The sequence below is a fragment of the Variovorax sp. JS1663 genome (genome assembly GCF_002157355.1).
GTDB lineage: Bacteria > Pseudomonadota > Gammaproteobacteria > Burkholderiales > Burkholderiaceae_C > Variovorax.
Genome location: NZ_LYMK01000023.1, coordinates 44,173 through 70,449 on the forward strand (window position 1 = coordinate 44,173; position 26,277 = coordinate 70,449).

Sequence of the window (26,277 nt, forward strand, 5' to 3'; positions counted from 1 at the left end):
GCTCCCTTCGACGCGAAAAACCATGGACACCAACTCACGCCGCAAATTTCTCCGGAGCACCGGCATCGCCGCCGCCACCCTGGCCGCCTTCCCACCCAGCATCCGCCGCGCGCTGGCCATCCCCGCGCACCACGACACCGGCACCGTCAAGGACGTCAAGCACGTCGTGCTGCTGATGCAGGAGAACCGCTCCTTCGACAGCTACTTCGGCACCTTCAAGGGCGTGCGCGGCTTCGGCGACCGCTTCGCGATTCCCGTGCCGAACGGCAAGACCGTCTTCCACCAGACCTACACCAAGACCACGCCGCCGAGCACTTTCGTTCCCTACCATCTCGACGAGAGCAAGGGCAATGCGCAGCGCGCCGGCAGCACGCCGCACGCCTGGTCCGACTCGCAGGCGGCCTGGGACCACGGCCGCATGTACAAGTGGCCCGACGCGAAGAACCAGCTCGCGATGGGCTACTACGAGCAGAAGGAGGTGCCCTTCCAGCGCGCGCTGGCCGACGCCTTCACGCTGTGCGACCACTACCACTGCGGCATGCACACCGGCACCATCGCCAACCGCCTCTTCTACTGGAGCGGCACCAACGGCCCGAACGGCATCAGCCCGGTCGACGGCAGCCGCGTGCAGGTCGCGGCGCTGAACAACCAGTTCAACGGCGGCAACGACATCGGCCCCTCCACCCAGGGCTGGACGTGGACCACCTATGCCGATCGCCTGGAGAAGGCTGGCGTGAAGTGGAAGGTCTACCAGAGCCTGATCGACAACTTCGGCTGCAACGAGATGATGGGCTTCCGCCACTGGCGCACCGCCGTCGAGCAGATGCCGCCGGCGCGCCGTCCGGTCTTCGTGCCGGCCACCGACATCACGCAGCCGGTGACCGCGGCCGGGCCCTTCTACGACCCGGTGGTCGACGACGCGCTCAGCCCGCTGGCCAAAGGCTTCCACAACACCATGCCCTACGGCTTCCTGGAGACCTTCCGCGAGGACATCCAGAACGGCAGGCTGCCCGCGGTGTCGTGGATCATCGCGCCCTCGGCCTACAGCGAGCACCCCGGGCCGTCGAGCCCGGCCAAGGGCGGCTGGTACGTGCAGCAGGTGCTGGACGCGCTCACCGCCAACCCCGAGGTCTGGAGCAAGACCGTGCTGCTGATCAACTTCGACGAGAACGACGGCTTCTTCGACCACCTGCCCTCGCCGTCGGCGCCCTCGCGCAACCCGGACGGCACGCTGGCCGGCGGCACCACGATGGCGGAGGCCGACGTGGCCGTCGAGTACCACGACTTCACGCCCGCGACCACGAGCCAGCCGGCGAAGGACGGCCGGCCCTACGGCCCCGGCCCGCGCGTGCCGCTGTGGGTGGTTTCGCCCTGGAGCCGCGGCGGCTGGGTCAACTCGCAGGTCTGCGACCACACCTCGACGCTGTTGTTCCTGGAGAAGGTCTTCGGCGTGGCCGAGCCGCAGATCGGCGCCTACCGCCGCGCGGTCTGCAGCGACCTCACCAGCGCCTTCAACTTCGAGCGGCCGAACGACGAGCGGCTGCCCACGTTGGCCGGCCGCAAGACCAAGGACGAGGCCGATGCGCTCACGGCGGCCCAGCAGGCGCTGCCGAAGATCGTGCCGCCGACCGACCTCCTGCTCCCGAAGCAGGCCACCGGCGTGCGCCCGTCGCGCGCCCTGCCCTACGAGCTGCATGCCAGCGCGCGCAGCGATGCGCTCAATGGCCGCATCCAGCTGCTGTTCGCCAACAGCGGCCACGCCGCCGCGGTGTTCCACGTCTACGACAAGCTGCACCTGGCGGACCGCCTGCCGCGCCGCTACATGGTCGAGCCCGGCAGGCAATTGAGCGGCGACTGGGCCGCGATGACCGACGACGCCGGCCTCTACGACCTGTGGGTGCTCGGCCCGAACGGCTTCCACCGCCACTTCAAGGGCGACCTGAACCGGCTGCGTGCCGGCGGCGCGGCACTGCCCGAGATCCGCGTGGGCTACGACCGGCGCAGCGGCGACATCCACCTGCTGCTGCGCAACGACGGCCGGCGCGATTGCCGCTTCACCGTGCAGCACAACAAGGTCTACCCGCGGCCCGATGGGCGTGGGGATGGCGGCGGTCATGGCCACGACGACCATGACGATCGCGATCGGCGCGATGGCCGTGATGGCCGCGACGACAGGTCCCGCGACCCGTGGAGCGTGCGCGTCAAGGGCGGCGGCGACAGCCGCATGCAATGGAATCTCGACGACAGCGGCAACTGGTACGACTTCGCCGTCACCTGCGATGCCGACCCCGCCTTCTATCGGCGCTTCGCAGGCCGCGTGGAAACCGGGCGGCACCTGGTGAGCGATCCGGCGATGGGGCTCGCAGACCGCTTCTGAAGGGCACGGGTGGCCGGCGCCCCGGCCACCGGCAGGTGGCGGTCGTCCACCCGAGGGGCGCTGGCCGCTCAGGCCGCCGGGAAGCGCCGCAGCATCATCCGCCCGAGGCTGGTGATCTCGGTCACCATCGCGGGCAGCTGCTCGTAGCCGTCCATCGTCCGCTGGGGCGGGGGAATGGTGGCCTTCACCAGCCCCGCGGCCACCAGGACGCGGACGCCGTCGACATGGCCGCCGCCGGCGATCATGGCGGGCAGCGGACGGGAGGCGATTTCGCGGAGCACGAGCATGGACACCCGGCGACTGTATTCGGCGGCGGGGGTTTTCCCGGCCAGCCGGGTGCGCGATGCGTGACTTCCTTGGGCATTGGCCCACATTGTTGAGGTACGGCTTCAACTGCCGCGCAGGCGGAATGCCGTCACCGGCCGCGCGAAGCCCTTGAGCACCAGGTCGCCGGCCGGCTCGGCCTCGGCGATGCAATCGATCAGGCCCCAGACGCGCTGCGACACCAGGATCTCGCCGCCGGCCGCCTCCCCGCACAGCCGGGCCGCGAGGTTGGTGACGGTGCCGATCGCGGCGTAGTCGATGCGGCCCGGGAACCCGATGCCGCCGAGCGTGGCGAAGCCCTGCGCGATGCCGATGCCCAGCTGCAGCGCATGGCCGCGCCGTCGCCAGTGCTCCGCCAGCTGGGCCACGTCGCGCTGCATCGCCAGCGCCATGCGCGTGGCGCGCGGCGCCGGGTCGGGCACGGGCGTGGGGTCGTTGAAGAACACCATGATGCCGTCGCCGCTGAAGCGCTCGAGCGTGCCCTCGAACTCGAGGATGCGCCGGCCCATCGCCGCGTGGTAGTCGGCCAGCACGGCCATCACCTCCTCCGGGTCGGCGGTCTCGGTGAAGGCGGTGAAGCCGCGCAGGTCGAGGAACACGACGGTGATCTCGCAGCGGTGGCTCTTCAGCGGATCGACGGCCCCGCCGTTGACGATGGCCTCGGCCAGTTGCGGCGAGAAGAAGCGCCGCAGCCGGTTCATGCGCTCGAGCTCGCGCACGCCTTCGTCCACGCGCTGCGCGAGCGTCCAGTTCCACTCGGCCAGCTCGCTGCGCTGCCGCTGGACCTCGTCGTAGAGCTGCTTGATCCGCAGCAGCGACTTCACCCGCGCCAGCAGCTCGGCGTGCGCCACCGGCTTGCTCAGGAAGTCGTCGGCGCCGGCCTCGAGGCCCTTGGCACGTTCCTTGACCGGATCGAGCGCGGTGACCAGCACGACCGGCAGCATCGCGTGCGCGGGGTCGGCGCGGATCGCGGCGCAGACCTCGTAGCCGCTCATGCCGGGCATCATCACGTCGAGCAGCACCAGGTCGGGCGCTTCCGCGGTGAGCTTGCGCAGCGCTTCTTCGCCGGACGGCGCGGTCACGATGCGGTAGCCCCGCGTGCCCAGCAGGTCGGCGAGGAGCTTGATGTTCAGCGGCGTGTCGTCGACGATGAGGATGGTGGCAGCGGCGGTCATGGCGTGTGCGGCGGTGGGTCCTGGCTGTCGGTGCCATCGGTGCGGTCGCGTCCTTTGTGAAGGAAGCGCCGGACGGTCTCGCGGAATTGCCGGAGCTGGATTGGCTTGGTGATGAGCGCGTCGAAGCCCGAGTCCACGACCTTCAGCCGCTCGTCGGGCATCACCGAGGCGGACACGGCCAGCACGGGGGTCGCGTCCAGCGCCGGGTTGGCGCGGATCCCGCGCAGCACGGCGATGCCGTCCATGTCGGGCAGCTGGATGTCCAGCAGCACCAGGTCGGGCCGCGCCGCGGCCACCAGGCGCAGGCCTTCGCCTCCGGTGGTCGCCTCGAGCGTGACGTGGCCGTCGTGCTGCAGGATGTCGCGCACCAGCTTCATGTTCTTCTCGTTGTCCTCGACGATCAGGATGGTGGCCATGGCCTGGAACTCCTTCTCATTCGGTCATCCTGCCGGCGCTGACCAGGACGCCGTGCGGGATCGTGATGCCGTGCGCCATGTTCCTCCTGTTGCCGCCGCGGATCAATCCTGCGCGGCGGTCGCTGCCGGCGTGCGCCGCGGCAGAGTGAAAACGAACATCGACCCCTCTCCTGGTGCGCTTTCGACCCGCAGCGTGCCGCCGTGCAGCTCGACGAAGCGCCGGGCCAGCGGCAGCCCCAGGCCGGTGCCCTCGGCCTTGCGCAGGTAGTTGCCGGCGGCCTGGCGGAACTCCTCGAACACCAGCGCCTGCTGATCGAGCGGGATGCCTACGCCGGTGTCGATCACTGCGATCTCGACGGCCTCCTTGCCCAGGGCATGCGCGCGCAGGGTGACGCGCCCGCCGGCAGGCGTGAACTTGACCGCATTCGACAGCAGGTTGATCACCACCTGCTTGAGCTTGCGCGCATCGGCCACCCATTCTCCGAGCCGCAGATCGATGTCCTGCGCCAGCGTCAGCCCGTGCCGCAGCGCGCGCTCGCGCACCAGCGTGGTCGTGTTGTCGAGCAACAGCGGCAGGTCGAAGCTCGACAGGTCCAGCTCCATCCGCCCGGCCTCGATCTTCGACAGGTCGAGGATGTCGTTGATCAGGCTCAGCAGGTGATGCCCGGAAGTGTGGATGTCCTTCAGGTACTCCAGTTGCTTCTCGTTGACTTCGCCGAACATCTGCTCGGCCAGCACCTCGCTGAAGCCGATGATCGCGTTAAGCGGCGTGCGCAGCTCGTGCGACATGTTGGCCAGGAACTCCGACTTGTGCTGGTTGGCCAGCGCCAGCTGGCGGCCCTGCTCCTGGATCTCGGCGAACAGGCGCGCGTTCTGGATCGCGATCACGGCCTGGTCCGCGAAGGTCTTGAGCAGGGCGAGTTCCTTGTCGGCGAACGGGTGGGGCGGATCGCGCAGCACCATCACCGCGCCCACGCCGCGCTGGTCCCACAGCATCGGCGCGATGGCGATCGAGAAGTTGCCCGCGGCCTCGGCCACCTGCCGCACCGGCGCCGGTGCATCAGCGGCGCCGAGCACGTCGGCGTAGTGGACGACGCGGCGCTCGCGGATCGCCAGCCCGGTCGCGCTGCCCGCCAGCGGGCGCGGAAAGGCGCCGACCATGGCTCGCAGCAACGCCTCGCGGGCGCCCCGGAATCCGCCGTTGTGCAGCGTGCCACCCTCGTCCACCAGGGCGATGCCCATGCCGGTGGCGGCGAACAGGCGCTGGCAGCCGTCGAGGATCGCGTCGAAGGCCGGCTTCTCGTCGGCCACCGAGCTGCTGATGACCCGCAGTACCTCGGCGGTCGCGGTCTGCTGCGCGAGCGCCTCCTTGGTCTCGTTCATGAGCCGCAGGTTCTCGAGCGCGATCGCCGCCTGGCCGGCGAAGGTCTCCAGCAGGTCGATCTGGCGCTGCGGCGTCGGCCCGGGCTCGGTCCAGGCGACCACGATCACGCCGATCGGCGCACCGTCCTTGAGCAGCGGCGCGCCCAGCATGCGCCGCCAGCCGCCCGCCAGGGCCGTGTGCGGGTCGTAGCCCGGATCGGCGGACGCGTCGTCGATGGTGACCACCGTGCGCGCGGCGATCACGCGGCCGCTGAGCATGCGCGGGTCCGGCGGCCCGGGGTAGTAGCGCCCCGCGTCCTCGATGGCGCGCGGCGTCCAGTTGCGCTGGGCGATCCGGTGCAGCAGCCGGCCGTCGTAGCGCAACACCGAGGCGGTGCTGCTGTTGAGCAGCCGGATCGCGTTGTCGAGGATGGCCTCGAAGACGGGCTGCACGTCGTTCGGCGATTCGCTGATCACGCGCAGCACCCCGCTGATGGCGGTCTGGAAAGCGAGCGCCTCGCTCAGCTCGGCGGTGCGCTGCTCGACCTTGCCCTCCAGCTGCGCGTAGGACTCGCGCAGCTGCGCCGCCATGTGGTTGAACTGGTCGGCCAGCCCCTCGAGTTCGTCGCCGGTGCGGACCTCGATGCGCCGGTCCAGGTCGCCGGCGCCGATGCGCGCCGCCCCCGCCTGCAGCGCGCGAAGCGGGCGCACCAGCGCGCGTGCCAGGAAGAAGGTCGCCGCCATCGAGGCCAGCAGCGCCAGCACCAGCACCAGCGCCATCCGCTGGAGCGTTGCGTACAGCGGGGCGAAGGCTTCCGCGCGCGGGGATTCGACGAACACCGTCCAGCCGAGCGTGGGGATGCGTGTGTGCGTGGCCAGCATCCGCTCGCCGGACAGGTCGCGCGCGGCCTGCTGCGCCGCGTCGGAATTGGGGCGCAGCCGCGCCGCCACCTGCGGCAGCGTGCCCATGTCCGTCTTCTTCAGCACCAGGCTGATGTCGGGGTGGGCGATGAGCGTGCCGTTGGCGTCGACCACGTAGGCCAGGCCCTTGGCACCGACCTGGATGCGCGAGACCACCTCCCACACGAACTTCAGGTTGACCTCGGCCATGGTGACGCCGCCGCCCGGGCCGGCCGGACGCGCCAGCGCCATGTAGGGCTCGGTGCCGAGGCGGAAGTAGACCGGCCCGAACCACATCTTTCCCCCGATCGCGCTGCGAAAGCCCGGGTCGGCCGCGCGGTCGATGGCGCTGCCGACCTCGTTCATCGTCAGGCGGGAGACCCGCAACTGCTCGCGCCCCTCGCCGTCGATCCAGGCGACGTCGGTGATCGGCGGGACCTGGCGCAGCAGCTTCAGGTACTCGGTGTAGCGCGCGTCACGCAGATCGGTGCCCGGCGCTTCCGGGCGCGGCAGCGCGGTCCAGCCCAGCTGATGCTCGATGTTGAGCACGTACTGCTCGATCCGCGTCGCCGCGGCCTGTGCCTTCTCGGCCTGCAGCGCGATCACGTGCTCCTGGTTCTCGCGATACGAGAAGTAGATGACCACCGCCCCGCTGGCGACGAGCATGCCGCCGACCAGCGCGATGATCAGCAATGCGTACTTGGGGAAGAGGTGCCAGCGGCGTGCCATGCGATGGACGGCATTGTGGGCCGCCGCCGTGCCGACGCACAGGGGGTGCGGGTCCGGGAATCGCGCGTTGTGCCTCCTGGCTGTCGGTGTTACGGTAGTGGTCCCTCGCTCGCCGGGACAACGTCACCAAGGAGGTGATCCGTGGGAGATCCGCAGAATCCGCTGCAGCCGGGCGACCGTGCGCCGGCCTTCGCGCTGCCCGCGGTCAACCGCGAGGGCCAGCTCGGCCTGGGCGATCTGCGCGGCCGTCCTTTCCTGATCGGCTTCTTCCGCGGCCTGCACTGCCCCTTCTGCCGGCGCCAGGTGATGCAGCTCTCGGAGATGCAGCCCGCGCTGCGCGCCAAGGGCGTCGAGACCGTGGCGGTGATCAACACGCCGTTGGCCCGCGCCCGGCTGTACTTCGGCTACCGGCCGCTGCCGGTCGTCCTGCTGGCCGACCCGGATTGCCGCACGCACCGCGCCTTCGGCGTGCCGCGCGTCGGCTTCCTGCCCGAGGGCAGTGCCGAGCCGCCGGCGTGGCCGGCCCGCACGACCGTGGCGCGCTTCGAAGCCGCGCGCATCAATCCCGGCGGCGTGCTGCCGCAGCCCCTGCAGCCGATGGCGGCCAACCCGGTGCTCAACGCGCGGGACGGCTTCGCGCTGGACGAAGACGACGAAGCCATCTTCGCGGCGCACGGCACGCAGCTGGTCGGCCACTACCTCGTCGATGCGGCCGGCGTCATCGTGTGGACGCACATCGAGGCGCGCGAGGGGCCGGACAGGCTCTGCTACTTTCCCGACGCCGCGGAGATCATCACGGCGGCCGACGGCCTGCGGGGCTGATCCGCGGCGCGGCCCGGCCGGCCGCCTTCAGCCCGCGCGCGCGTCGAAGGCCTCGCGCGCCTGCGCCATGGCCAGGCCATGCGCCTCGGCCCAGCGGTCCACCGCCACGAAGGCCTCGCTCAGGCGCTGCCCGCTGGGGCTCAGCGCGTATTCCACGTGCGGCGGCTTGCCGCCCAGGTCCAGCACATCGGCGCGCTGCGCGCCCGCGGTCGTCGTCTTTGTCATGGTTACCGGAAGGTGCGTACTTGCGGGCCGGCGGCTCGCTCCCTATCTTCGCTGCTCCTCGATAACGGAGCAGGAAGCATGGGCTGGTTGTGGTTGTTCGCCGCGGGGGCCGTCGAGATCGTGATGGCCGTGGCGCTGAAGTAGCCGGCTGCTGCCGATCGCCATGATCGTGATCGGCACCATCGGGCTGCGGCTGCAGGAGGCCTGAGCCGGGGCCGGGCCGGGGATGGCGACACAATGACGGACCTCCCTTCCCGCCCATCCTCGATGCGATCCACCCGAGTCACGCAACTGCTCTGGCGCCTGCTGGCGGTCGTGTTCCTGGCGCTCGCGCTGCTCGGCGTCGTGCTGCCGCTGCTGCCGACGGTTCCCTTCCTCCTGCTGGCCGCGTGGTGCGGCGGGCGCGGGTGGCCGGCGCTCGAGGCGTGGCTGCTCGGGCATCCGATCTACGGTCCGCCCATACGCGAATGGCGGCGGGCCGGGGTGGTGTCGCGGCGGGCCAAGTGGGCGGCCAGCGTCGCCATGGCCATCAGCGCGGTCGCGATGCAGTTTGCGTCGCTGCCGATGGTGGCCCGGATCGCGGGCCCGCTGGTCATGCTGGCCACGTCGATCTGGCTCTGGCGCCGGCCGGAGCGCTAGCCGGCCGAGCTTCCCCGCCGAGGCCACCGCCTACATCCGGAGACGACATCCGGAGATTGGCGCGCGCCGCCTGGGGCCTAGATTGGCGCTCGCGCCAGGGGAGCTTCGCGGCCTTCATCACATCGGCTTTCAACGCCGGGCAGGGGCCGCCCATCGATCGTTCTTCTTCATGGCGACAGCCAGGGCCTCTCGCTGGACTACTACCGCTTCAAGCGCGACTACGGCACCGGCTTCGCCAACAGCTTCGCGGTCGGGCCCTTGGGCAACGTCACGGCGCTGGGCAACGTGAACCTGCAGACCAAGCTGGAGTTCGGCAAGGTGGCCTACAAGTGGTGGATCGGCTCGGGCAACACGGTGTTCGGCGTGGGTGCCGGCGTCGCCTATTACAAGGCCACGCTGGACACCAGCGCCTTCGCCGGCATCAACGGCGCCACCGCCACCTTCATCCAGCACGACAGCGACGATACCTTCGCCCCGCTGCTGGAGCTGGGCGTGCGCCATGCGATCACGCCGGACCTGCGCCTCTTCGCCGACCTCTCCGGCGTGCGCAAGGGCGGCAGCAAGCTGCACGGCCATATCTACAACGCGGCCCTCGGCGTCGAGTGGTTCCCGGTGCACAACGTCGGGCTGGTGTTGTCCTACGGCGCGACCGAGATCGACCTGCGGCATGACTTCGGCACCGGCGGCACCGCCACCGGGCAGCTCAAGGTCAAGCTGCACGGCCCCTCGGCCTTCGTCAAGGCCCGTTTCTAGCGGGCCTTGCTCGCCAGGCCTTCGAAAGCCTGCAGCAGCTGGGCGCCGGCCTCGGCGAGCGCGCCGTCGTTGCGCACCTCGATCGCATCCGCGGGCGCGCGGAACGCCAGCGCGCGCCGCACCCGGGCCTCCACCATCTCGGGCGTCTCGCGGCCGCGCGCCTGCAGGCGTTGGCGCAGGACCTCGATGCTGGCCGTCACATGCACGACCGTGAGATGCGGGAACCTCAGCAGGGCCTGCGGCAGGTAGGCGCGCGAGCCGTTGACCAGCACCCAACGGCCGCGATGCAGCGGCGCAATCTCGTCGTGGCGCACGCCGTAGCGCAGCCCGTTGGCCTGCCAGTCGAGCGCGAAGGCCTGGGCCTGGTGCAGCAGCGCGAAGGCCTGCTCGCTGACGCTGTGGTGCTGCTCATCGCCATGCCGCGCCGGCCGCGTGATGGTGCGGCGGGCGAGGTGCAGAGGCAGGTGCGGCGGCAGGTGTTCCCGCAGCCAGGCGATCAGGCTGTCCTTGCCAGCGCCGGAAGGGCCCATCACGTAGACCAGGCGCCCGCTCATGTTCCAAGCTCCATCTGCTCCACCAGCCGGAAGTCCGCGCCGGGCCGCGGCTCGGCGAACAGCGAGAGCGTGTCGAAGCGGCAGGGCGGCAATGGGTCGAAGCGGTGGCGTGCCGCCGCCTTCAGTGCCTCGACCTCGGCGGGCTCGGCATCCCGCAGCGCGCCGGTGAGCGAGAGGTGGAAGCGGAAGCGCTGCAGCACGAAGGGGTAGCCCCAGCGCAGCATCAGCGTATCTTCCTCGGGCGTGAGGCCGGCCGCGCGGCGGCGCGCGAGCGCGTCGGGCGTGAGCGGCGCGGCCAGCGGATGCAGGCGCATCACGCACGCGCCTGCCAGGGTCTCGATCGCGTGGGCATCGCCGCCGGGCACCAGCGCGAGAAAGTCGTCGAGCAGCGCGACCTTCAGCCGCGGCAGGGTGAAGGGCTGGAAGGCGCGGCAGAGCTCATGCAGGCCTTCGCGCAGCCGGGCCTCGTCGACGCCCGGCGCCAGCGCGAAGGGCGCCTTCAGCGTCGCATGCCAGCCGTAGCGGCGCGGCGCCTTCGTCAGCGCGTGCAGCCGCGGCGTGGACAGGCCCGGCACCGGCACCTGCGGCAAGGGCTCGGCCCGTGCGGCGCAGCGGCCCAGCCAGCGGCTGCCGGCCAGCCACCAGGGGCTGTTCTCGCGCGGCGCGAAATAGACCGCGTAGCGGTGCATCGGCGCCTTACTCATCATGGGTCACCGTCAAGGAGACGCGGTCGCCTGCGAACCAGGTGCGTGCGAACTCGATGGGCACGCCCTCGGTGTCCACGTTCACGCTCTCGACGAAGAGCACCGGCCGCGTGGCCGGCTGGCGCAACTGCGCGGCCACCTCGGGCTCGGGCATCTGGGCCGTGATGCGGCTCTCCTGGCGCGTGTAGTCGGCCACGCCGTGGGCGGCGAAACCGGCGGTGATGGAGCCGGTCTCGCGCACCACCGTCGCCAGCTGCGCGAAGCGCGGCAATGGAAAGAAGCGCTCGCCGACGAGCAGCGGCTGCTGTTCGGCCTCGCGCAGCACCTGCAGGCGAAGCAGCACGCTGCGCGCCGGCACCTGCAGCGCGCGCGCCTGCGCCGCCGTCGCGCGCACCGTGCCAGAACTCAGCAGACGCAGGGCGCCGCGCATGCCGGCCAGCGCCATGCTCTGGTGGTGCCGCGTGCGCTTGGCCAGCATCAGGTCGACCGCGAACTCCTCCACGTAAGTGCCGCTGCCCTGCGTCACCCGCAGCAGACCCTGGCTGCTGAGGCTGGCCAGCGAGCGGCGGATGGTGTGGCGGTTCACGCCGAAATGCTCGGCCAGCGCGTGTTCGGAGGGCAGCCGCTCGCCGGGCGGATAGACGCCGCGCGCGATCGCCTCGGCCAGCTCGGCGGCGATGCGGGTCCAGAAGGAATCGCGCTGCGGGCGCGTGGCGAGGTCGAGGGCTGGAGAAGACGTCGTGCTTGTCATGAAAGGGACATGGGCCGTGCCTAAGCTGGCACCCGTTGTTCGATTTGTCTATACAACTTCTTCCAGGTTAGCACCCCCATGTTTCATACCTTTGACAACCACCCTGCGAACCCGCCGCTGGACCGGGCGCAGTGGATGGCCGTGCTGGCGCGTGCACCGCTGCCGATGCTGGAGCAGGCGCTGGGCGAGCATGCGAAGCGTACGCCGCATTGGCTGCGCGCGCCCGAGACCGGCTTGACGATGGTCCAGGGGCGCGCCGGCGGCACCGGCGAGCGCTTCAACCTCGGCGAGGTCACGGTCACGCGCTGTGCGCTGCGACTGGCCGGCGCGTCGCGCGAGGAGGCGCTCGTCGGCGTGGCCTACGTGCTGGGCCGCTCGCACCGCCACGCCCAGCTCGCGGCGGTGGCCGACGCGCTGCTGCAGGACCCGGGCCAGCAGGCGGCGCTGGATGCCAGCGTGCTGGAGCCCCTCCGCCGCCACCTCGCGCAGCGGCGCGCCGAGCGCCATGCGCGCGCGCAGGCCAGCAAGGTCGATTTCATCACCGTCGCGCGCGAAGCCGGCGGTGCCGATGGCGATGAAGAGGAAGACGCATGAACACCGATATGTCCACCACCGATCTGTCCGCCGTCGGCGCGGGCTTCTCCGACCTCGCGCTGGGCAGCCAGGCCGTGTTCCGCGCGGCACTGCAGGCGCTCTCGCATCCGGGCCGCATCGTCGACCTGCCGCACGATGCCGAGGTGCCGCAGCACGGCCATGCGGCCTCGGCCGCGCTACTGCTGGCCCTGCTCGATCCGGACTGCCGACTCTGGCTCTCGCCCTCGCTCGCCGGCAGCGACGCCGCCGCCTGGCTGCGTTTCCACAGCGGCTGCACGCTGGTGGACGACCCGGCCCAGGCCCAGTTCGCCTGGATCGCCAGCAGCGACGAGGCGCCCGCGTTCGACCGCTTCGCGCAGGGCACCGACGTCGCGCCGGAGCAGTCGACCACCTGCGTGGTGGACGTGCCCTCGCTGTCCGACGGCGAGGACGAGGAAGGCTGGACCCTGCGCGGCCCCGGCATCCGCACGCACACGCGCCTGTGCGTGGACGGCCTGCCGCCCGCGCTGGCGCAGCGCCTCGTCGCCCCGCGCGCGGCGCAGCATGCGGCCTTTCCGCGCGGCGTGGACCTGTTCCTCGCCACGCAGTACCAGATCGTCGGGCTGCCGCGCACCACGCAGATCGAGCTGGAGGCCTGAGCGATGTACGTGGCCGTCAAGGGCGGTGAAGCCGCCATCCTTCAAAGCTACCGCCTGATCGCCGGGCAGCGGCGCGGCGATACCGCCGTACCCGAGCTCTCGGCCCTGCAGATCCGCGAGCAGCTCAAGCTGGCGGTGGACCGGGTGATGACCGAGGGCTCGGTCTACGACCCCGATCTCGCCGCGCTCGCCATCAAGCAGGCGGCGGGCGACCTGGTCGAGGCCATCTTCCTGCTGCGGGCCTACCGCGCCACGCTGCCGCGCCTGGGCGCCAGCCTGCCGCTGGACACCTCGCGCATGCAGCTCGCCCGCCGCATCTCCGCGACTTTCAAGGACCTGCCCGGCGGCCAGGTCCTGGGCCCGACCTACGACTACACGCAGCGCCTGCTCGACTTCAGCCTGCTCGCGCAGGGCCATGCACCGGCCGACGAGGAGGCCGCGCCCGCGCTGGCCGAGCCGCCCGCTCCCGCGCCGCGCGTGGTGGACCTGCTCAACCAGGAAGGCCTGATCGAGACCCGCCCCGTGCCCCCGGGCGACCCCGCGCCGGTGGACCTGACGCGCGAGCCGCTGCGCTTCCCGGCCGCGCGCGCCACCCGATTGCAGAACCTGGCGCGCGGCGACGAGGGCTTCCTGCTCGCCATGGCCTATTCCACCCAGCGCGGCTACTCGCACAGCCATCCCTTCGTCGGCGAGATCCGCTTCGGCGAGGTGGCCCTCGAACTCGCGCCCGAGGAGCTGGGCTTTCCCATCTCCATCGGCGAGCTGGAGATCACCGAGTGCGAGATGGTCAACCAGTTCGCCGGCAGCAAGACCGAGCCGCCCCAGTTCACCCGCGGCTACGGCCTGGCCTTCGGCCACAGCGAGCGCAAGGCCATGGCGATGAGCCTGGTCGACCGCGCCCTGCGCGCCGACGAGCTGGGCGAAAGCGTCGGGTCGCCCGCGCAGATGCAGGAGTTCGTGCTCTCGCACAGCGACAGCCTGGAGGCCTCGGGCTTCGTGCAGCACCTGAAGCTGCCGCACTACGTGGACTTCCAGGCCGAGCTCGACCTGGTGCGCCGCATGCGCGGGGCCCCCACTGCGAAGGACGACGACGAATGACCACCGACCCGAACATCAACTTCGCCTACCTCGACGAGCGCACCAAGCGCATGATCCGCCGCGCCATCCTCAAGGCGGTGGCGATTCCCGGCTACCAGGTGCCCTTCGGCTCGCGCGAGATGCCGCTGCCCTACGGCTGGGGCACCGGCGGCATCCAGGTCACGGCCGCGCTGATCGGGCCGCACGACCGCCTCAAGGTCATCGACCAGGGCTCGGACGACACCGTCAACGCAGTCAACATCCGCCGCTTCTTCGAGCGCACCACCGGCGTGGACACCACCACCCGCACGCAGGAGGCCACGCTGATCCAGACGCGCCACCGCATTCCCGAAACGCCGCTCGCCGAAGGCCAGGTGCTGGTCTACCAGGTGCCGGTGCCCGAGCCCATGCAGCGGCTGGAGCCGCGCGAGGCGGTCACGCGCACGCTGCACGGCCTGGCCGAGTACGGCCTGATGCACGTCAAGCTCTACGAGGACATCGCGCGCTACGGCCACATCGCGACCACCTACGACTACCCGGTGCTGGTGAACGGGCGCTACGTGATGTCGCCCTCGCCCATTCCCAAGTTCGACAACCCCAAGATGCACATGAACCCCGCGCTGCAGCTCTTCGGCGCCGGCCGCGAGAAGCGCATCTACGCGGTGCCGCCCTACACCCCGGTGGAAAGCCTCGGCTTCGAGGACCATCCCTTCGAGGTGCAGCGCTGGGACGCGGCCTGCGCGCTGTGCGGCGCGACCGACAGCTTCCTCGACGAGCTGATCACGGACGACCGCGGCACGCGCATGCACGTGTGCTCCGACTCGGACTATTGCCAGTCGCGGCAGCAGGAGGGCACTGCCCATGCGCCAGTGCCCGATGACGACCGCGTGACGGAGGCCGCATGAGCGCAGTCACGGCCACGGCCGCCCCCGAGCCCCTGCTGCGCGTGCGCGGCATCCACAAGCGCTACGGCGACCGCGTGGCCCTGCACGACGCCTCCTTCGAGCTCTGGCCCGGCGAGGTGCTGGCGGTGGTGGGCGAATCCGGCTCCGGCAAGTCCACCCTGCTCAACGCGGTGGCCGCGCGCGACAGGCCCGATGCCGGCAGCGTGCAGTTCCATACCCGCGGCGGCGGCCTGCGCGAGGTGTTCGCGATGAGCGAGGCCGAGCAGCGCCTGCTGGCGCGCACCGACTGGGGCTTCGTGCACCAGAACGCGGCCGAGGGCCTGCGCATGGATGTCTCCGCCGGCGCCAACGTCGGCGAGCGGCTGATGGGCCTGGGCGAGCGCCACTACGGCCGGCTGCGCGCCGCTGCCTCCGAGTGGCTGGAGCGCGTGGAGATCGACGCGGCCCGCATCGACGATGCGCCGCGCACCTTTTCCGGCGGCATGCGCCAGCGCCTGCAGATCGCGCGCAACCTGGTCACGCGGCCGCGCCTGGTCTTCATGGACGAGCCCACCTCGGGGCTGGACGTGTCCGTGCAGGCGCGCCTGCTGGACCTGCTGCGCCAGCTCACCCGCCAGATGCAGCTCGCCGCCATCATCGTCACGCACGACCTCGCGGTCGCCCGCCTGCTCGCGCACCGGATGATGGTGATGCAGAGGGGCCGCGTGGTCGAGGCCGGCCTCACCGACCAGGTGCTCGACGACCCGCAGCACCCCTACACCCAGCTTCTCGTCTCTTCGGTCCTGCAACCATGAACGCGCCCCTGCTCCAGCTCCAGGGGGTGGCCAAGCGCTTCACCCTCCATCACCAGAACCAGCTCGCGCTGCCGGTCTTCGACGGCGTCGAGCTCAGCGTCTCGCCCGGCGAATGCGTGGTGCTCGACGGTGCCTCGGGCCTGGGCAAGAGCACGCTGCTCAAGCTCATCTATTCGAACTACCGCGCCAGCGCCGGCCGCATCACCGTGCACGTGCCCGGCGCCGACCCGGTGGAAGTCACCGAGGCCACGCCGCGCGAGATGGTGCGGCTGCGCCGCGACACCATCGGCTACGTCAGCCAGTTCCTGCGCGTGATCCCGCGCGTGCCGGCGCTGGAGGTGGTGGCCGAGCCGCTGGCCGAGGATGCCGGCGACGACCCGCAGGCACTGGAGGCCGCGCGTGCCGAGGCACGCCGCTGGCTCGAGCGCCTGCGCATTCCCGAGCGCCTGTGGCACCTGCCGCCCGCCACCTTCTCCGGCGGCGAGCAGCAGCGCATCAACATCGCGCGCAACATGATCAAGCCCAAGCCCCTGCTGCTGCTGGACGAGCCCACGGCGTCGCTGGACGCGGCCAACACGCGCACCGTGATCGAGCTGGTCCGCGAGGCCACCGCGCGCGGCGCCGCGCTGGTGGGGATCTTCCACGACGCGGAAGTGGGCGCGGCCGTCGCTACCCGCCGCGTCAACGTCGCCGACTTCAGGAGTGCCGCATGAGCGAACCCATCGTCTTCGCCAACGCCCGCATGGTGCTGCCCGACGAGGTGGTGCGCGGCAGCCTCGCGGTGGCCGAGGGCCGCATCGCCGCGCTGGACGCTGGCAACACTGCGGCGGCCGGCATCGTCGACCTCGAGAACGACTACCTGCTGCCCGGCCTGGTCGAGGTGCACACCGACAACTTCGAGCGCCACCTGATGCCGCGCCCCAAGGTGCAGTGGGCGGAGATGCCCGCGCTGCTGGCGCACGATGCCGAGGTGGCCGCCGCCGGCATCACCACCGTCTTCGATGCGCTCGGCGTGGGCGAGGCCGACACCGAAAGCCTTCGCGGCAGCAACTGGCGCAATACGCTCGCCACGCTGGACAACTGCGCGCACAAGGACCTGCTGCGCGCCGACCACCACCTGCACGTGCGCTGCGAGCTGCCGGCGCCCAACACCATCGAGCTCTTCGAGCCCTTCCAGGGCCACCCGCGCGTCTCGCTGATCTCGCTGATGGACCACACGCCGGGTCAGCGCCAGTGGGAGAACCTCGAGGTCGCGCGCATCTACTACACCGGCAAGAAGGGCTGGAGCGCCGAGAAGTTCGAGCGCCAGGTCGCGCATGCCGCGACCCTGCAGTCGCAGTATGCGGAGCCGCATCGCCGCCACTTCGTCGACTACTGCCGCACCCACGGCATCGCGCTGGCGAGCCATGACGACACCACCGTCGCCCACGTCGAGCAGGCACATGCCGAGGGCGCGACCATGTCCGAATTCCCGACCACGCTGGCGGCCGCCTCGGCGGCGCGCGAGCGCGGCCTGGCCACCGTGATGGGCGGCCCGAACGTGGTGCGCGGCGGCTCGCATTCGGGCAACGTCGCCGCGGCCGAGCTGGCGCGCCAGGGGCTGCTGGACATCCTGTCGTCCGACTACGTTCCCGGCAGCTTGCTGGGTGCGGTGATGCGGCTGGTGGCGGACGACATCTTCACGCTGCCGCAGGCGGTCACCACCGTGACTCGTGCCCCCGCGAAGGCCACCGGCCTCGCCGACCGCGGCGAACTCGCGCCCGGCCTGCGCGCGGACCTGGTGCGCGTGCGCATGGCCGAGCTGCCGGATGGGTCACGGCATGCGGTGGTGCGAGGGGTGTGGCGGGAGGGGCGGCGAGTGCTTTAGCGTTGGTGCTTGATGACTGCACATGGCCCGGAGGTCGATCCCTACTATTTCCGCACTCGCCGACGCTTGAGCCTCAGGAACACGCCCAAAGCGAGAACGACCAGGACACCACCTAGAACGACTTGCCCAACAATCGCCGCCAGGGCAGCTCCTGAGAAGAGGCCAAACCCAACGATGCCATCGATGAAATCCAGCACGAAGTCGAGCTTCGTGCTGGGAGAAAGCCTTCCCTTCATGCCTGGTGGTTTTCGAAATTGGAATTGAGCTGCGAGCCCCTGGTTGTGGTGCGGATGCGGTCAGCCGTCATACGGCGTGAATTGGATGTCGTATCCGTGAGGACTCTCTTGCGGGGCAACCTGAGGCTCCGTTTCGTACACAAGTACTTCACCGGTCACGGCAAAGCCAATATGCTGGGCGATAAGGCGCGTCATGTGCTCCGCCTCACCGGCATCCAAGGCCCATGCTTTCATGGCCATCCATGCCGGACCGCGGCGGCATTTCCATCTTTCAGGCAATTCACCCACTACCCCATCTGCCAGGACGGTGAAATGCGACAGGCTCGTTTGGATCCGACGCGTCATCGTATTCGGCAACTCAGGTCCGTCATGAGCTCTCGGGGCGCCAGCACATGCCATGAGAGCCCCAAGCAGAAGCGACACGCCAGCTAGTCGACAGAAGCCCCCATGCGTTTTCATCGGGTCGTGTAGATGTGTTTGTGCGGTTGTCCAGGCATGACCGCTGCCGGCCGGCCGATTGCGCCGCGATGAATGAATCAGACGCAATGTAGGGCATCGATTCGCAGCGCCATTCGGGTCGTGATCATCCGCGAGATTGGCGCGTACCGGGCCGCGAAGGACGCATTGCTGATCGCCCAGCTGCGCTACCACTACTGAGCACCCTGCGCCGCCCTGACATGCGGCCGTCGTCAAAGCGTCAAAAGCACGTCACAGGCCGGGATCAGACTCCCGGTTGTCTAGACGACTTCGACCACGACGATGGAAACAGCCCTGCGCATCCGCCAGCTCGACAAGCATTTCGCCAACGGCCGGCACGCCCTTCGCAACATCCACCTCGACGTGGCCAGGGGCGAGATGGTCGCCCTGATCGGCGCCTCCGGCTCCGGCAAGTCCACGCTGCTGCGCCACGTGGCCGGGCTGGTGGCGGCCGACGGCGGCAGCGAGTCGCTGATCGAGATCGGCGGGCAGCGCGTGCAGCAGCGCGGCCGCATCGACCGCGGCATCCGCCGCGTGCGCGCGCAGGTGGGTTTCGTGTTCCAGCAGTTCAACCTGGTGGCGCGGCTGCCGGTGCTGGTCAACGTGATGGTCGGCGGGCTGCACCGCATGCCCTGGTGGCGCAGCTGGACGCGCAGCTTCAACCGCGAGGAGCGCGCACGGGCGCTCGACGCGCTTTCGCGCGTGGGCATCGCCGAGTGCCAGGCGCAACGCGCCTCCACGCTTTCCGGCGGCCAGCAGCAGCGCGCCGCCATCGCGCGCACCCTGGTGCAGGGCGCCAAGGTGGTGCTGGCCGACGAGCCCATCGCCTCGCTGGACCCGGAGTCCTCGCGCAAGGTGATGGAGATCCTCGCGCGCATCAACCGCGAGGACCGCTGCACGGTGATCGTCTCGCTGCATCAGGTCGACATCGCCATGAAGTACTGCCCGCGCGTGGTCGCGCTCAAGCAGGGCGCGATCGTCTACGACGGCCCGTCGTCGGCCCTGAACGCACCGCTCCTGCGCGAGCTCTACGGCGTGCAGGCCGACGAGCTGCTGGCACCGCCGGCGGGCGGGGGCCAGGTGCACGTGCTGCCGCAGCCGGCGCTGGTGCCGCTGGCGGCGGCGGCCTGATTCCTCTTCTTCTCTCCTTCCCCTCTTCCTTCAACCGGAGTCACTCCATGATCAAGAAACTGTGTGCGGCCCTCGCACTGGGCCTGGGCATGACCGCCGCGCTCGCGCAGGACATCGCCTTCGGCATCATCTCCACCGAGGCCACGCAAAACCTCAAGCAGGACTGGCAGCCGCTGATCGACGACATGAGCCGGCAGACCGGCCTCAAGGTCACGGCCTTCTTCGCGCCGGACTACGCCGGCATCATCGAAGGCATGCGCTTCAACAAGGTGCAGCTCGGCTGGTTCGGAAACAAGTCGGCCATGGAGGCGGTGGACCGCGCCGGCGGCGAGGTGTTCGCGCAGATGGTCAACGCCGACGGCACCCAGGGCTACTACTCGCACCTGATCGTGCACAAGGACAGCCCGCTCAACACGCTCGACGACGTCATCAAGAACGGCAGGTCGCTGAGCTTCGGCAACGGCGACCCGAACTCCACCTCGGGTTTCCTGGTTCCCAGCTACTACGCCTTCGCGAAGAACAAGGTGGACGCCAAGTCGCTGTTCAAGCTCACCCGCAGCGCCAACCACGAGACCAACGCGCTGGCCGTGGCCAACAAGCAGGTGGACGTGGCGACCAACAACAGCGAGAACATGGACAAGATCAAGGACCGCGCGCCCGAGAAGTTCAAGGACATCAAGATCGTCTGGACCTCGCCGCTGATCCCGCTCGATCCGCTGGTCATGCGCAAGGACCTGCCGGAGGCCACCAAGGCCAAGCTGAAAAACTTCTTCTACAACTACGCCAAGACCGATGCGCGCGAGAAGGAGATCGTGATGAAGATCTCCAAGCTCTCGGGCTTCAAGGAATCGAGCGACAAGCAGCTGGTCCCGATCCGCCAGCTCGACCTGTTCGGTCAGCGCAACAAGATCGAGGCCGACACCGCGCTCGCCGATGCGGACAAGAAGACCCGTCTCGCGGACATCGACAAGAAGCTCGCCACGCTGAACTGACGCGGCGCCGGCCGGCGCGATGATCCCATGCAACCCACGGTCCTCATCCCCCCTTCGCCGCTGGCGGCCGCCGCGCCCAAGCGCGGCCTGGCCTGGCATCTTTCCTGGGCCATCCTGCTGCTGCTCCTGGCGGCTTCCTGGAAGGGCGCCGACATGCGGCCCTTCGAGCTGCTGCGCGACTCCGGCAACATGGCCACCTACGCGGCCGAGTTCTTTCCGCCGGACTTCACCGACTGGCGCATGTACGCGCAGGAGATGCTGGTCACCCTGCAGATCGCGCTGTGGGGCACCGCGCTGTCGGTGGTCGCGGCCGTGCCGCTGGCGCTGCTGGCCTCGGCCAACATCGTGCCCTGGTGGGTGTACCAGCCGGTGCGCCGGCTGATGGACGCCTGCCGCGCCATCAACGAGATGGTGTTCGCCATGCTCTTCGTGGTGGCGGTGGGCCTGGGGCCCTTTGCCGGCGTGCTGGCGCTGTGGGTGCACACCACCGGCGTGCTGGCCAAGCTCTTCGCCGAGGCGGTGGAGTCCATCGATCCTCAGCCGGTCGAGGGCATCCGCTCCACCGGCGCGAGCGCGCTGCACGAGATCGTCTACGGCGTGATCCCGCAGGTGATGCCGCTGTGGATCTCCTACGCGCTGTACCGCTTCGAGTCCAACGTGCGCTCGGCCTCGGTGGTCGGCATGGTGGGCGCGGGCGGCATCGGCGTGGTGCTGTGGGAGATCATCCGGGGCTTCCAGTACGCGCAGACCTGTGCCGTGATGATCATCATCGTCATCAGCGTGAGCCTGATCGATCTCGTGTCGGCGCGCATCCGCAAGCTTCTCGTCTGAGCCATGGCCCTCGAACTGCCCGAGATCGCGCGGGCGCTTCTTTGCAGGATCGGGCAATCTCGCGCCACGATCCGGCATGTGCCCGGCGCGGGTCGAGGCCGATACTGGGCGGCTTCGACAAGGAGTCTTCCTCATGCGCTACAGGAAATTCGGCCGCACCGGCCTCTTCGTTTCGGAACTGTGCCTCGGCACCATGACCTTCGGCGGCGAGGGCGGAATGTGGGGCCAGATCGGCCAGCTCCAGCAGGGCCAGGTGGACGAGCTGGTCGGCCGCGCGATGGACGCCGGCATCAACTTCATCGACACCGCGAACGTGTACGCCGAGGGCCGTTCGGAAATCATGACCGGGCAGGCGCTCAGGAACCTCAGGATTCCGCGCGAGAACGTGGTCGTCGCCACCAAGGTGCTGGGCGAGATGGGTCCGGGCCCCAATGCGCGCGGCGCCTCGCGCCATCACATCGTGCATTCCGTGCAGGCGAGCCTGAAGCGGCTTCAGCTGGACCACGTCGACCTCTACCAGATCCACGGCTTCGACCCGGCCACGCCGATCGAAGAAACGCTGCGCGCGCTCGACACGCTGGTGCAGCAGGGCCTGGTGCGCTACGTGGGCGTGTCCAACTGGGCCGCATGGCAGATCGCGAAGGCGCTCGGCGTCTCGGAGCGGCTCGGCCTGGCGCGCTTCGAATCGCTGCAGGCCTACTACACCATTGCCGGCCGCGACCTGGAGCGCGAGCTGGTGCCCATGCTGCAGAGCGAGCAGGTCGGCCTGATGGTGTGGAGCCCGCTGGCGGGTGGCCTGCTGAGCGGCAAGTACGGCCGCGATAGCCAGGGCAGCCAGGCCGAGCAGGGCAGCCGCCGCACCACCTTCGACTTTCCACCGGTGAACAAGGATCGCGCCTTCGACGTCATCGACGCGATGCGCCCCATCGCGGAAGCGAAGAAGGTCTCGGTGGCGCAGGTCGCGCTGGCGTGGCTGCTGCACCAGCCGGTGGTCACCAGCGTGATCATCGGCGCGAAGCGCGCGGACCAGCTGGACGACAACATCGCGGCGACGGCGGTGAAGCTGAGCGGCGAGGAGCTGGCGCAGCTGGACAAGGTGAGCGCCCTGCCCTCCGAGTATCCGGGGTGGATGCTGGAGCGGCAGGGCGGGACCAGGCGCAAGCAGCTGGCGCAATAGGCGGCGTTGCCGGACCCGTCGCCGCAAGGGCCGTGCGGCGCGGGGCCATCCTCCGATACGACGGCTCAGGCCGCCAGGTGCAGCGCCATGGCGGGATCGCTCACGCCATCCTTGCCGGTTTCGACACGGCCGGCGAAGCGTCGCTCGAAGTTCTGCGCCGTGACCGTGAAGTCGTACCAGTCGCCGCTCTTCTTGAGGTTCCAGTGCTGCGTGTCGGTGTCGCCCGGCTTGATCTTCTTCATCGTCCACGGGCCATCGTCGCGGTAGGCGTTGGACGTGACCGTCACGCTGCCGGTCTCCTTGCCGCTGTTGCGCACCCTCAGATAGAGGTCGCCGCTGTGGGGCTGGTAGCCGACCTGGATCTCGGGCTGGAATCCCGCGGTGTCGTGGAACAGGGCATCGCCCTTGAAGGTGCGCACGAAGCCGTTGGGACCGTAGACCCAGAGCTCGTACTTGCCGCTGTCGGAGAGGCCCGTGTTCCAGGTGTCGCTCAGTGTCTTGCCGGCCTCCACCGTGTAGCGGCGCGGGATGCGGTCCAGGTGCAGCTTGTCGTAGACGTGGAAGACGGCGCCCTGCTTGCCGCTGTTGGCAAACGTCAGCGACAGCATGCCGCGCCCTTCCACCCGCGCGCTGGTGTGCAGCTCGTAGGGGAGTGCACGCGACGGGCGCACGCCGGTCTCCTGGAACAGCGGCTGTGGCGTGGCGGGCGCGGTCGTGATGGGGGCCGTGGGCAGCAGCCTCTGCGCCGCATTGATCGCGGGGAAGTTGCTCGTGTCGGGCAGTGCGGGGACGATCGGGTCGTTCGGGTGGACGAAGTCGAAGCAGGAGGTGAGGTCGCCGCAGACCGCGCGATGCCACGGGCTGATGGCGTCCACCGTGATGCCGAAGCGCTTCTCCAGGAACTGGGCCACGGAGGTGTGGTCGAACACCTGCGAATCCACCCAGCCGCCTTTGCTCCACGGCGAGATCACGTACATCGGCACGCGCGAGCTCAGGCCCCACGGGCGGATCTTGCCGCTGGTGGTGTCGCCGGCGCTCAGGTAGTTGCCCACGGAGGCGTCGAAGTACTCGCCGTCCAGCGCCACGGTGGACTTGCCCATCAGGTTGCCATTGGCGTCGTACGACGGCACCGCCGGCATCGCCAGATGGTCGAAGAAGCCGTCGTTCTCGTCGAAGGTCACGAAAAGGACCGTCTTGCTCCAGACTTTCGGATTGGACGTCAGCGCGTCCAGCACGTCCGAGATGAAGTCGGCGGCGCCGGCCGTGCCTTCGCTGCTGCCGGGATGCTCGGCCAGGGCCTGCGTGGGCAGCACCCACGACACCTGCGGCAGGGTGTCGTTCATCACGTCCTGCCTGAGCTGGGCGAGGAAATTGACGGCGCCGTCCGCCGCCGCGGGGCCGCCCGTCAGGCCGTGCTCATAGATCGGCGATCCCGGCTGCGCTGTGCGGAAACTCTGGAAGGCCAGGCAGCCGTGCATGGCGCCCGTCCAGTTGTTGTTCATGTTCTGGTAGATGTGCCAGCTGATGCCTGCCTTCTGCAGGACATCCGGCAAGGTGTCCCATTTGAAGGCGGTGTTGACGTATTTGTAGTTGTAGGCACCCGATCCGGGGTCGACCTGGCCCGACCCGTCCGCCTGCTGCGCCCGGCCCGCGACCCAGTTGGACGGGCTGGGCCAGCAGCGCGAGTTGACGGGCTCGCCATCGGCGTGCGTGCTGTTGATGCCCTGCTTGCGCAGTTCCGGGTTGAAGTTCGAGCCCGACCAGAACACGATGCGGTTCGGGTCGGTGCCGGTGAGGACGGAGCAGTGATAGCCGTCGCAGATCGTGAAGGCATCGGCCAGCGCGAACTGGAACGGAATGTCCTCGCGCAGGAAGTAGCCCATCGTCGCCTGGTTCTTGAACTGGATCCAGCGATCCATCTTCCCCTGGTTCCACGCGGCTTGCTGGTCGGGGAAGTTGTGCGGCGTGCCGGATCCGATCAATGCCCTCCCGATCTTGGAATTGCGGCGAAAGGGCTGGATCTCCACGCCGCCGCTGGGGTTGGGTTGGAAATACACCGGCTTGCCGCTCGCCAGCGGGATCGGGAAGCGGTCGCCGAAGCCGCGCACGCCGCGCATGGTGCCGAAGTAGTGGTCGAAGCTGCGGTTTTCCTGCATCAGGATGACGATGTGCTGCACGTCCTTGATGCTGCGGGTCTTGACGTGCGCTTCGACTGCCAGTGCGCGGCGGATCGACGGCGGCAGCACGGTGAGGGCGGACGCGGCGCCCAGGGCGCCGGCGGTCTTGCGAAGGAAGTCGCGTCGTGGGGGATGGTTCGTGGTCATGGCTGCAACTCGAAGATGTGGAGGGCGAGGAGGGCGATGGGTCAGGGCGCCCAGCGCGTGGGCGAAGAGGAGGATTCATCCGCCGTCGAAGCGCCGGTCGTCGCGCCGGCGGGCTTCTGCGCGGCCGGCGCCTGGTTGCCGGTCGCCGTTGCGCCCAAGGCGCCGGCGTCGAAGCCCGAGTCGCCACCGCCGCACGCGGCAAGGCTCAGCAAAAGAGCGGCCGCGCCGAGGCCGCGGACGAGGAAGACAGGTTGCATCGTGGGGTTCCTTCTGGGAGAGGTATCGAAGGGGCGCGATCGGCGACCCGCCCCAGCCCCGATGAGCTTAGGAAACCCAGGTGACAGGAAAATGAATGATGCTCAAAGAATCAGAACAAAGCACTGAGCAGAGTTCAATGAAGTTCAGTACCGCTTGAGCGACAGCACGTCGAAGGTCTGCCGGAGTGTCTTGACCGATTTCTCGTAGTCGCTGAGCGCGAGGCAGGCGATCAGCACGTCGATGATGGCGAGCTGCGCCAGTCGGCTGGTCATCGCCTCGGTGCGAAAGTTGGTCTCGCGCGCCATCGTGAACAGCAGCACGTCGCAGAAGGCCTGGATCGGCGACTTGCCGAAATTGGTGATGCAGATGGTGGACGCCCCTGCCTCCTTCGCCAGGCGCGTGGCGGTCACGGTCTCGTGCGTGCTGCCCGAGTGCGAGATGGTGAGCGTGACCACGCCAGGTCCGGTGAGCGAGGCGCTGATGGCCTGCACGTGCGAATCGACCGCCACCTTGACGTCGAGCCCGATGCGCAGCATGCGGTAGTGGGCATCCTCGGCAATGGTGGCCGCGCTTCCGATGCCATAGATTTCGATGCGCCGAGCCTTCCTGAGCAGGTCGACCGCCTTCTGCATGGCCCGGACGTCCAGCGCGGCCTGGGTGTCGTGCAGGGTCTGGACGTTGCTCTGGAAGATCTTGCGGATGGCGAGGTCGACGTCGTCGCTCGGCTCCAGGTCTTCGTGGATGAACTGCACCGGCTGCACGGTTTCCTGGGCCAGCGCGATCTTGATCTGCTGGAAGCCGGTGGCGCCGAGGTTCTTGCAAAAGCCGACGATGCTGCCCTCGCTGGAACCGGTGCGCTCCGCCACTTCGCTCACCGACATGTGGACCACTTCCTGCGGGTTGCTGACGATGAAGGCGGCAATGCGCTGGCCCACCGGGCCGAGCGAGGGCCACACAGTCTCGATACGGGCCAGCACCGCAAACATCTGGGGGGCCGGCGCCGCGGTGGTCCCGGCAGAACCTGGCGCGTTCTTGCGGGACTTCGTCCTGGGGCTGTGCTGCTTCATGGGCGCTGAGCTTACTTGGCCCTGGCGCCCTCACTTCCGTGGCCAGGTACCCACCGGTTCTTCAGCGCCCGGCCTCGACCTCGGCCCGCGCCAGGTCCTGGCAGAAGCTGCGGACCACCCCCAGCGCCCGCCTCCTCGAAGCGCTCGGCCACCATCGGCCTTCCGACTTCCATCGCCC

General features: G+C 69.5%; 29 protein-coding genes. 16 read left to right on the plus strand and 13 right to left on the minus strand.

Annotation, left to right across the window (positions count from 1 at the left end; genetic code table 11):
• The first annotated feature begins 22 nt into the window (after positions 1 to 22).
• Complete coding sequence (locus tag A8M77_RS19455; protein ID WP_086923155.1) at positions 23 to 2,377, plus strand: phosphocholine-specific phospholipase C; 2,355 nt, start codon at positions 23 to 25, stop codon at positions 2,375 to 2,377.
• Between the two features lie 68 nt (positions 2,378 to 2,445).
• Here A8M77_RS19455 and A8M77_RS19460 read toward each other — a convergent pair whose 3' ends face one another.
• The 4 genes from A8M77_RS19460 to A8M77_RS19475 form a co-directional block, all read right to left on the minus strand.
• Positions 2,446 to 2,664 carry a hypothetical protein gene (locus A8M77_RS19460; RefSeq protein ID WP_086923156.1) on the minus strand — a complete coding sequence of 73 codons (219 nt, stop codon included), beginning with the start codon at positions 2,662 to 2,664 and terminating at the stop codon, positions 2,446 to 2,448.
• Positions 2,665 to 2,766: 102 nt separating this feature from the next.
• Positions 2,767 to 3,876: an adenylate/guanylate cyclase domain-containing protein gene (locus tag A8M77_RS19465; protein ID WP_086923157.1), complete on the minus strand. Its 1,110-nt coding sequence runs from the start codon at positions 3,874 to 3,876 to the stop codon at positions 2,767 to 2,769.
• Positions 3,873 to 4,292 carry a response regulator gene (locus A8M77_RS19470; protein WP_086923158.1) on the minus strand — a complete coding sequence of 140 codons (420 nt, stop codon included), beginning with the start codon at positions 4,290 to 4,292 and terminating at the stop codon, positions 3,873 to 3,875. The genes A8M77_RS19465 and A8M77_RS19470 overlap by 4 nt, the downstream gene beginning before the upstream one ends.
• Before the next feature lie 102 nt (positions 4,293 to 4,394).
• On the minus strand, positions 4,395 to 7,283 hold the full coding sequence (locus tag A8M77_RS19475) for a GAF domain-containing protein (RefSeq protein WP_086923159.1): 2,889 nt from the start codon (positions 7,281 to 7,283) through the stop codon (positions 4,395 to 4,397).
• Between the two features lie 141 nt (positions 7,284 to 7,424).
• Here A8M77_RS19475 and A8M77_RS19480 point away from each other — a divergent pair, with 141 nt between their 5' ends.
• On the plus strand, positions 7,425 to 8,105 hold the full coding sequence (locus A8M77_RS19480; RefSeq protein ID WP_086923160.1) for a peroxiredoxin-like family protein: 681 nt from the start codon (positions 7,425 to 7,427) through the stop codon (positions 8,103 to 8,105).
• Between the two features lie 27 nt (positions 8,106 to 8,132).
• On the opposite strand, the gene A8M77_RS19485 is transcribed toward A8M77_RS19480, so the two are convergent.
• Positions 8,133 to 8,330 carry a winged helix-turn-helix transcriptional regulator gene (locus tag A8M77_RS19485; RefSeq protein ID WP_086923161.1) on the minus strand — a complete coding sequence of 66 codons (198 nt, stop codon included), beginning with the start codon at positions 8,328 to 8,330 and terminating at the stop codon, positions 8,133 to 8,135.
• A 267-nt stretch (positions 8,331 to 8,597) separates the two neighbouring features.
• Between A8M77_RS19485 and A8M77_RS19490 the strand changes: the two genes are divergently transcribed.
• Together A8M77_RS19490 and A8M77_RS19495 are read left to right on the plus strand one after the other, a co-directional pair.
• Positions 8,598 to 8,969 carry a YbaN family protein gene (locus A8M77_RS19490; RefSeq protein WP_086923162.1) on the plus strand — a complete coding sequence of 124 codons (372 nt, stop codon included), beginning with the start codon at positions 8,598 to 8,600 and terminating at the stop codon, positions 8,967 to 8,969.
• A gap of 258 nt (positions 8,970 to 9,227) precedes the next feature.
• Entirely contained in the window at positions 9,228 to 9,722 is a 495-nt protein-coding gene (locus A8M77_RS19495; protein ID WP_086923163.1) for a hypothetical protein, read from the plus strand.
• On the opposite strand, the gene phnN is transcribed toward A8M77_RS19495, so the two are convergent.
• Genes phnN through phnF form a run of 3 tightly spaced genes read right to left on the minus strand, consistent with a single transcriptional unit; the run spans position 9,719 to position 11,731 of the window.
• Positions 9,719 to 10,276, minus strand: a complete 558-nt coding sequence (phnN, locus tag A8M77_RS19500) for a phosphonate metabolism protein/1,5-bisphosphokinase (PRPP-forming) PhnN (protein ID WP_086923164.1) — start codon at positions 10,274 to 10,276, stop codon at positions 9,719 to 9,721. The genes A8M77_RS19495 and phnN overlap by 4 nt on opposite strands.
• The gene (locus A8M77_RS19505; RefSeq protein WP_086923165.1) at positions 10,273 to 10,983 is read right to left on the minus strand and encodes a DUF1045 domain-containing protein; all 711 of its coding nucleotides are present in this window, start codon (positions 10,981 to 10,983) and stop codon (positions 10,273 to 10,275) included. The genes phnN and A8M77_RS19505 overlap by 4 nt, the downstream gene beginning before the upstream one ends.
• Positions 10,973 to 11,731, minus strand: coding sequence for a phosphonate metabolism transcriptional regulator PhnF (gene phnF, locus A8M77_RS19510; RefSeq protein ID WP_086923166.1), 759 nt, complete (start codon positions 11,729 to 11,731; stop codon positions 10,973 to 10,975). Before phnF ends, A8M77_RS19505 begins: the two co-directional genes overlap by 11 nt.
• 78 nt (positions 11,732 to 11,809) lie before the next feature.
• On the opposite strand from phnF, the gene phnG reads away from it, so the two are divergent.
• Genes phnG through A8M77_RS19545 form a run of 7 tightly spaced genes read left to right on the plus strand, consistent with a single transcriptional unit; the run spans position 11,810 to position 17,606 of the window.
• Positions 11,810 to 12,325: a phosphonate C-P lyase system protein PhnG gene (gene phnG / locus A8M77_RS19515; protein WP_086923167.1), complete on the plus strand. Its 516-nt coding sequence runs from the start codon at positions 11,810 to 11,812 to the stop codon at positions 12,323 to 12,325.
• Positions 12,322 to 12,963: a phosphonate C-P lyase system protein PhnH gene (gene phnH, locus A8M77_RS19520; RefSeq protein ID WP_443271812.1), complete on the plus strand. Its 642-nt coding sequence runs from the start codon at positions 12,322 to 12,324 to the stop codon at positions 12,961 to 12,963. The genes phnG and phnH overlap by 4 nt, the downstream gene beginning before the upstream one ends.
• 3 nt (positions 12,964 to 12,966) lie before the next feature.
• Positions 12,967 to 14,061, plus strand: coding sequence for a carbon-phosphorus lyase complex subunit PhnI (locus tag A8M77_RS19525; protein ID WP_086923168.1), 1,095 nt, complete (start codon positions 12,967 to 12,969; stop codon positions 14,059 to 14,061).
• The gene (locus A8M77_RS19530) at positions 14,058 to 14,945 is read left to right on the plus strand and encodes an alpha-D-ribose 1-methylphosphonate 5-phosphate C-P-lyase PhnJ (RefSeq protein ID WP_086923169.1); all 888 of its coding nucleotides are present in this window, start codon (positions 14,058 to 14,060) and stop codon (positions 14,943 to 14,945) included. The genes A8M77_RS19525 and A8M77_RS19530 overlap by 4 nt, the downstream gene beginning before the upstream one ends.
• Positions 14,942 to 15,739: a phosphonate C-P lyase system protein PhnK gene (phnK, locus tag A8M77_RS19535; RefSeq protein ID WP_086923170.1), complete on the plus strand. Its 798-nt coding sequence runs from the start codon at positions 14,942 to 14,944 to the stop codon at positions 15,737 to 15,739. Before A8M77_RS19530 ends, phnK begins: the two co-directional genes overlap by 4 nt.
• Positions 15,736 to 16,452, plus strand: a complete 717-nt coding sequence (gene phnL / locus A8M77_RS19540) for a phosphonate C-P lyase system protein PhnL (RefSeq protein ID WP_086923171.1) — start codon at positions 15,736 to 15,738, stop codon at positions 16,450 to 16,452. The genes phnK and phnL overlap by 4 nt, the downstream gene beginning before the upstream one ends.
• Positions 16,449 to 17,606 carry an alpha-D-ribose 1-methylphosphonate 5-triphosphate diphosphatase gene (locus A8M77_RS19545; protein WP_086923172.1) on the plus strand — a complete coding sequence of 386 codons (1,158 nt, stop codon included), beginning with the start codon at positions 16,449 to 16,451 and terminating at the stop codon, positions 17,604 to 17,606. Before phnL ends, A8M77_RS19545 begins: the two co-directional genes overlap by 4 nt.
• A gap of 44 nt (positions 17,607 to 17,650) precedes the next feature.
• Here A8M77_RS19545 and A8M77_RS19550 read toward each other — a convergent pair whose 3' ends face one another.
• Positions 17,651 to 17,842 (minus strand): hypothetical protein, encoded by a 192-nt coding sequence (locus A8M77_RS19550; protein WP_086923173.1) that lies wholly within the window; start codon positions 17,840 to 17,842, stop codon positions 17,651 to 17,653.
• Positions 17,843 to 17,902: 60 nt separating this feature from the next.
• A complete protein-coding gene (locus tag A8M77_RS36605; protein WP_202820634.1) occupies positions 17,903 to 18,187 on the minus strand; it encodes a hypothetical protein in 285 nt (94 codons plus the stop codon).
• Positions 18,188 to 18,373: 186 nt separating this feature from the next.
• Between A8M77_RS36605 and A8M77_RS37255 the strand changes: the two genes are divergently transcribed.
• The 5 genes from A8M77_RS37255 to A8M77_RS19575 all read left to right on the plus strand — a co-directional run bounded on the left by A8M77_RS37255 (position 18,374) and on the right by A8M77_RS19575 (position 22,450).
• Positions 18,374 to 18,499, plus strand: a complete 126-nt coding sequence (locus A8M77_RS37255) for a hypothetical protein (protein ID WP_272947446.1) — start codon at positions 18,374 to 18,376, stop codon at positions 18,497 to 18,499.
• A gap of 102 nt (positions 18,500 to 18,601) precedes the next feature.
• Positions 18,602 to 19,450 (plus strand): phosphonate ABC transporter ATP-binding protein, encoded by an 849-nt coding sequence (phnC, locus tag A8M77_RS19560; protein ID WP_086923175.1) that lies wholly within the window; start codon positions 18,602 to 18,604, stop codon positions 19,448 to 19,450.
• Between the two features lie 47 nt (positions 19,451 to 19,497).
• Entirely contained in the window at positions 19,498 to 20,442 is a 945-nt protein-coding gene (gene phnD / locus A8M77_RS19565; protein WP_086923176.1) for a phosphonate ABC transporter substrate-binding protein, read from the plus strand.
• 27 nt (positions 20,443 to 20,469) lie between these two features.
• Positions 20,470 to 21,273 (plus strand): phosphonate ABC transporter, permease protein PhnE, encoded by an 804-nt coding sequence (gene phnE / locus A8M77_RS19570; protein WP_086923177.1) that lies wholly within the window; start codon positions 20,470 to 20,472, stop codon positions 21,271 to 21,273.
• 133 nt (positions 21,274 to 21,406) lie between these two features.
• A complete protein-coding gene (locus tag A8M77_RS19575; protein ID WP_086923178.1) occupies positions 21,407 to 22,450 on the plus strand; it encodes an aldo/keto reductase in 1,044 nt (347 codons plus the stop codon).
• Positions 22,451 to 22,515: 65 nt separating this feature from the next.
• Here A8M77_RS19575 and A8M77_RS19580 read toward each other — a convergent pair whose 3' ends face one another.
• The 3 genes from A8M77_RS19580 to A8M77_RS19590 all read right to left on the minus strand — a co-directional run bounded on the left by A8M77_RS19580 (position 22,516) and on the right by A8M77_RS19590 (position 26,099).
• Positions 22,516 to 24,774, minus strand: coding sequence for a phosphocholine-specific phospholipase C (locus tag A8M77_RS19580; protein WP_086923179.1), 2,259 nt, complete (start codon positions 24,772 to 24,774; stop codon positions 22,516 to 22,518).
• Between the two features lie 41 nt (positions 24,775 to 24,815).
• Positions 24,816 to 25,031 (minus strand): hypothetical protein, encoded by a 216-nt coding sequence (locus A8M77_RS19585; protein WP_086923180.1) that lies wholly within the window; start codon positions 25,029 to 25,031, stop codon positions 24,816 to 24,818.
• A 144-nt stretch (positions 25,032 to 25,175) separates the two neighbouring features.
• Positions 25,176 to 26,099 (minus strand): MurR/RpiR family transcriptional regulator, encoded by a 924-nt coding sequence (locus A8M77_RS19590; RefSeq protein ID WP_238136888.1) that lies wholly within the window; start codon positions 26,097 to 26,099, stop codon positions 25,176 to 25,178.
• Positions 26,100 to 26,277 lie beyond the last annotated feature (178 nt).

Excerpts from the sequence above, each read along its gene's own strand:
- A8M77_RS19550 (WP_086923173.1), bottom strand. The coding sequence starts at position 17,842 with ATGAAGGGAAGGCTTTCTCCCAGCACGAAGCTCGACTTCGTGCTGGAT.
- A8M77_RS19575 (WP_086923178.1), top strand. The coding sequence starts at position 21,407 with ATGCGCTACAGGAAATTCGGCCGCACCGGCCTCTTCGTTTCGGAACTG.
- A8M77_RS36605 (WP_202820634.1), bottom strand. The coding sequence starts at position 18,187 with ATGACGCGTCGGATCCAAACGAGCCTGTCGCATTTCACCGTCCTGGCA.
- A8M77_RS19590 (WP_238136888.1), bottom strand. The coding sequence starts at position 26,099 with ATGAAGCAGCACAGCCCCAGGACGAAGTCCCGCAAGAACGCGCCAGGT.
- A8M77_RS19505 (WP_086923165.1), bottom strand. The coding sequence starts at position 10,983 with ATGATGAGTAAGGCGCCGATGCACCGCTACGCGGTCTATTTCGCGCCG.
- A8M77_RS19530 (WP_086923169.1), top strand. The coding sequence starts at position 14,058 with ATGACCACCGACCCGAACATCAACTTCGCCTACCTCGACGAGCGCACC.
- A8M77_RS19545 (WP_086923172.1), top strand. The coding sequence starts at position 16,449 with ATGAGCGAACCCATCGTCTTCGCCAACGCCCGCATGGTGCTGCCCGAC.
- A8M77_RS37255 (WP_272947446.1), top strand. The coding sequence starts at position 18,374 with ATGAATCAGACGCAATGTAGGGCATCGATTCGCAGCGCCATTCGGGTC.
- phnD (WP_086923176.1), top strand. The coding sequence starts at position 19,498 with ATGATCAAGAAACTGTGTGCGGCCCTCGCACTGGGCCTGGGCATGACC.
- A8M77_RS19580 (WP_086923179.1), bottom strand. The coding sequence starts at position 24,774 with ATGACCACGAACCATCCCCCACGACGCGACTTCCTTCGCAAGACCGCC.
- A8M77_RS19470 (WP_086923158.1), bottom strand. The coding sequence starts at position 4,292 with ATGGCCACCATCCTGATCGTCGAGGACAACGAGAAGAACATGAAGCTG.
- A8M77_RS19455 (WP_086923155.1), top strand. The coding sequence starts at position 23 with ATGGACACCAACTCACGCCGCAAATTTCTCCGGAGCACCGGCATCGCC.
- phnF (WP_086923166.1), bottom strand. The coding sequence starts at position 11,731 with ATGACAAGCACGACGTCTTCTCCAGCCCTCGACCTCGCCACGCGCCCG.
- phnN (WP_086923164.1), bottom strand. The coding sequence starts at position 10,276 with ATGAGCGGGCGCCTGGTCTACGTGATGGGCCCTTCCGGCGCTGGCAAG.
- A8M77_RS19475 (WP_086923159.1), bottom strand. The coding sequence starts at position 7,283 with ATGGCACGCCGCTGGCACCTCTTCCCCAAGTACGCATTGCTGATCATC.
- phnE (WP_086923177.1), top strand. The coding sequence starts at position 20,470 with ATGCAACCCACGGTCCTCATCCCCCCTTCGCCGCTGGCGGCCGCCGCG.
- A8M77_RS19465 (WP_086923157.1), bottom strand. The coding sequence starts at position 3,876 with ATGACCGCCGCTGCCACCATCCTCATCGTCGACGACACGCCGCTGAAC.
- phnL (WP_086923171.1), top strand. The coding sequence starts at position 15,736 with ATGAACGCGCCCCTGCTCCAGCTCCAGGGGGTGGCCAAGCGCTTCACC.
- phnK (WP_086923170.1), top strand. The coding sequence starts at position 14,942 with ATGAGCGCAGTCACGGCCACGGCCGCCCCCGAGCCCCTGCTGCGCGTG.
- phnG (WP_086923167.1), top strand. The coding sequence starts at position 11,810 with ATGTTTCATACCTTTGACAACCACCCTGCGAACCCGCCGCTGGACCGG.
- phnC (WP_086923175.1), top strand. The coding sequence starts at position 18,602 with ATGGAAACAGCCCTGCGCATCCGCCAGCTCGACAAGCATTTCGCCAAC.
- A8M77_RS19490 (WP_086923162.1), top strand. The coding sequence starts at position 8,598 with ATGCGATCCACCCGAGTCACGCAACTGCTCTGGCGCCTGCTGGCGGTC.
- A8M77_RS19460 (WP_086923156.1), bottom strand. The coding sequence starts at position 2,664 with ATGCTCGTGCTCCGCGAAATCGCCTCCCGTCCGCTGCCCGCCATGATC.
- phnH (WP_443271812.1), top strand. The coding sequence starts at position 12,322 with ATGAACACCGATATGTCCACCACCGATCTGTCCGCCGTCGGCGCGGGC.
- A8M77_RS19485 (WP_086923161.1), bottom strand. The coding sequence starts at position 8,330 with ATGACAAAGACGACGACCGCGGGCGCGCAGCGCGCCGATGTGCTGGAC.
- A8M77_RS19525 (WP_086923168.1), top strand. The coding sequence starts at position 12,967 with ATGTACGTGGCCGTCAAGGGCGGTGAAGCCGCCATCCTTCAAAGCTAC.
- A8M77_RS19585 (WP_086923180.1), bottom strand. The coding sequence starts at position 25,031 with ATGCAACCTGTCTTCCTCGTCCGCGGCCTCGGCGCGGCCGCTCTTTTG.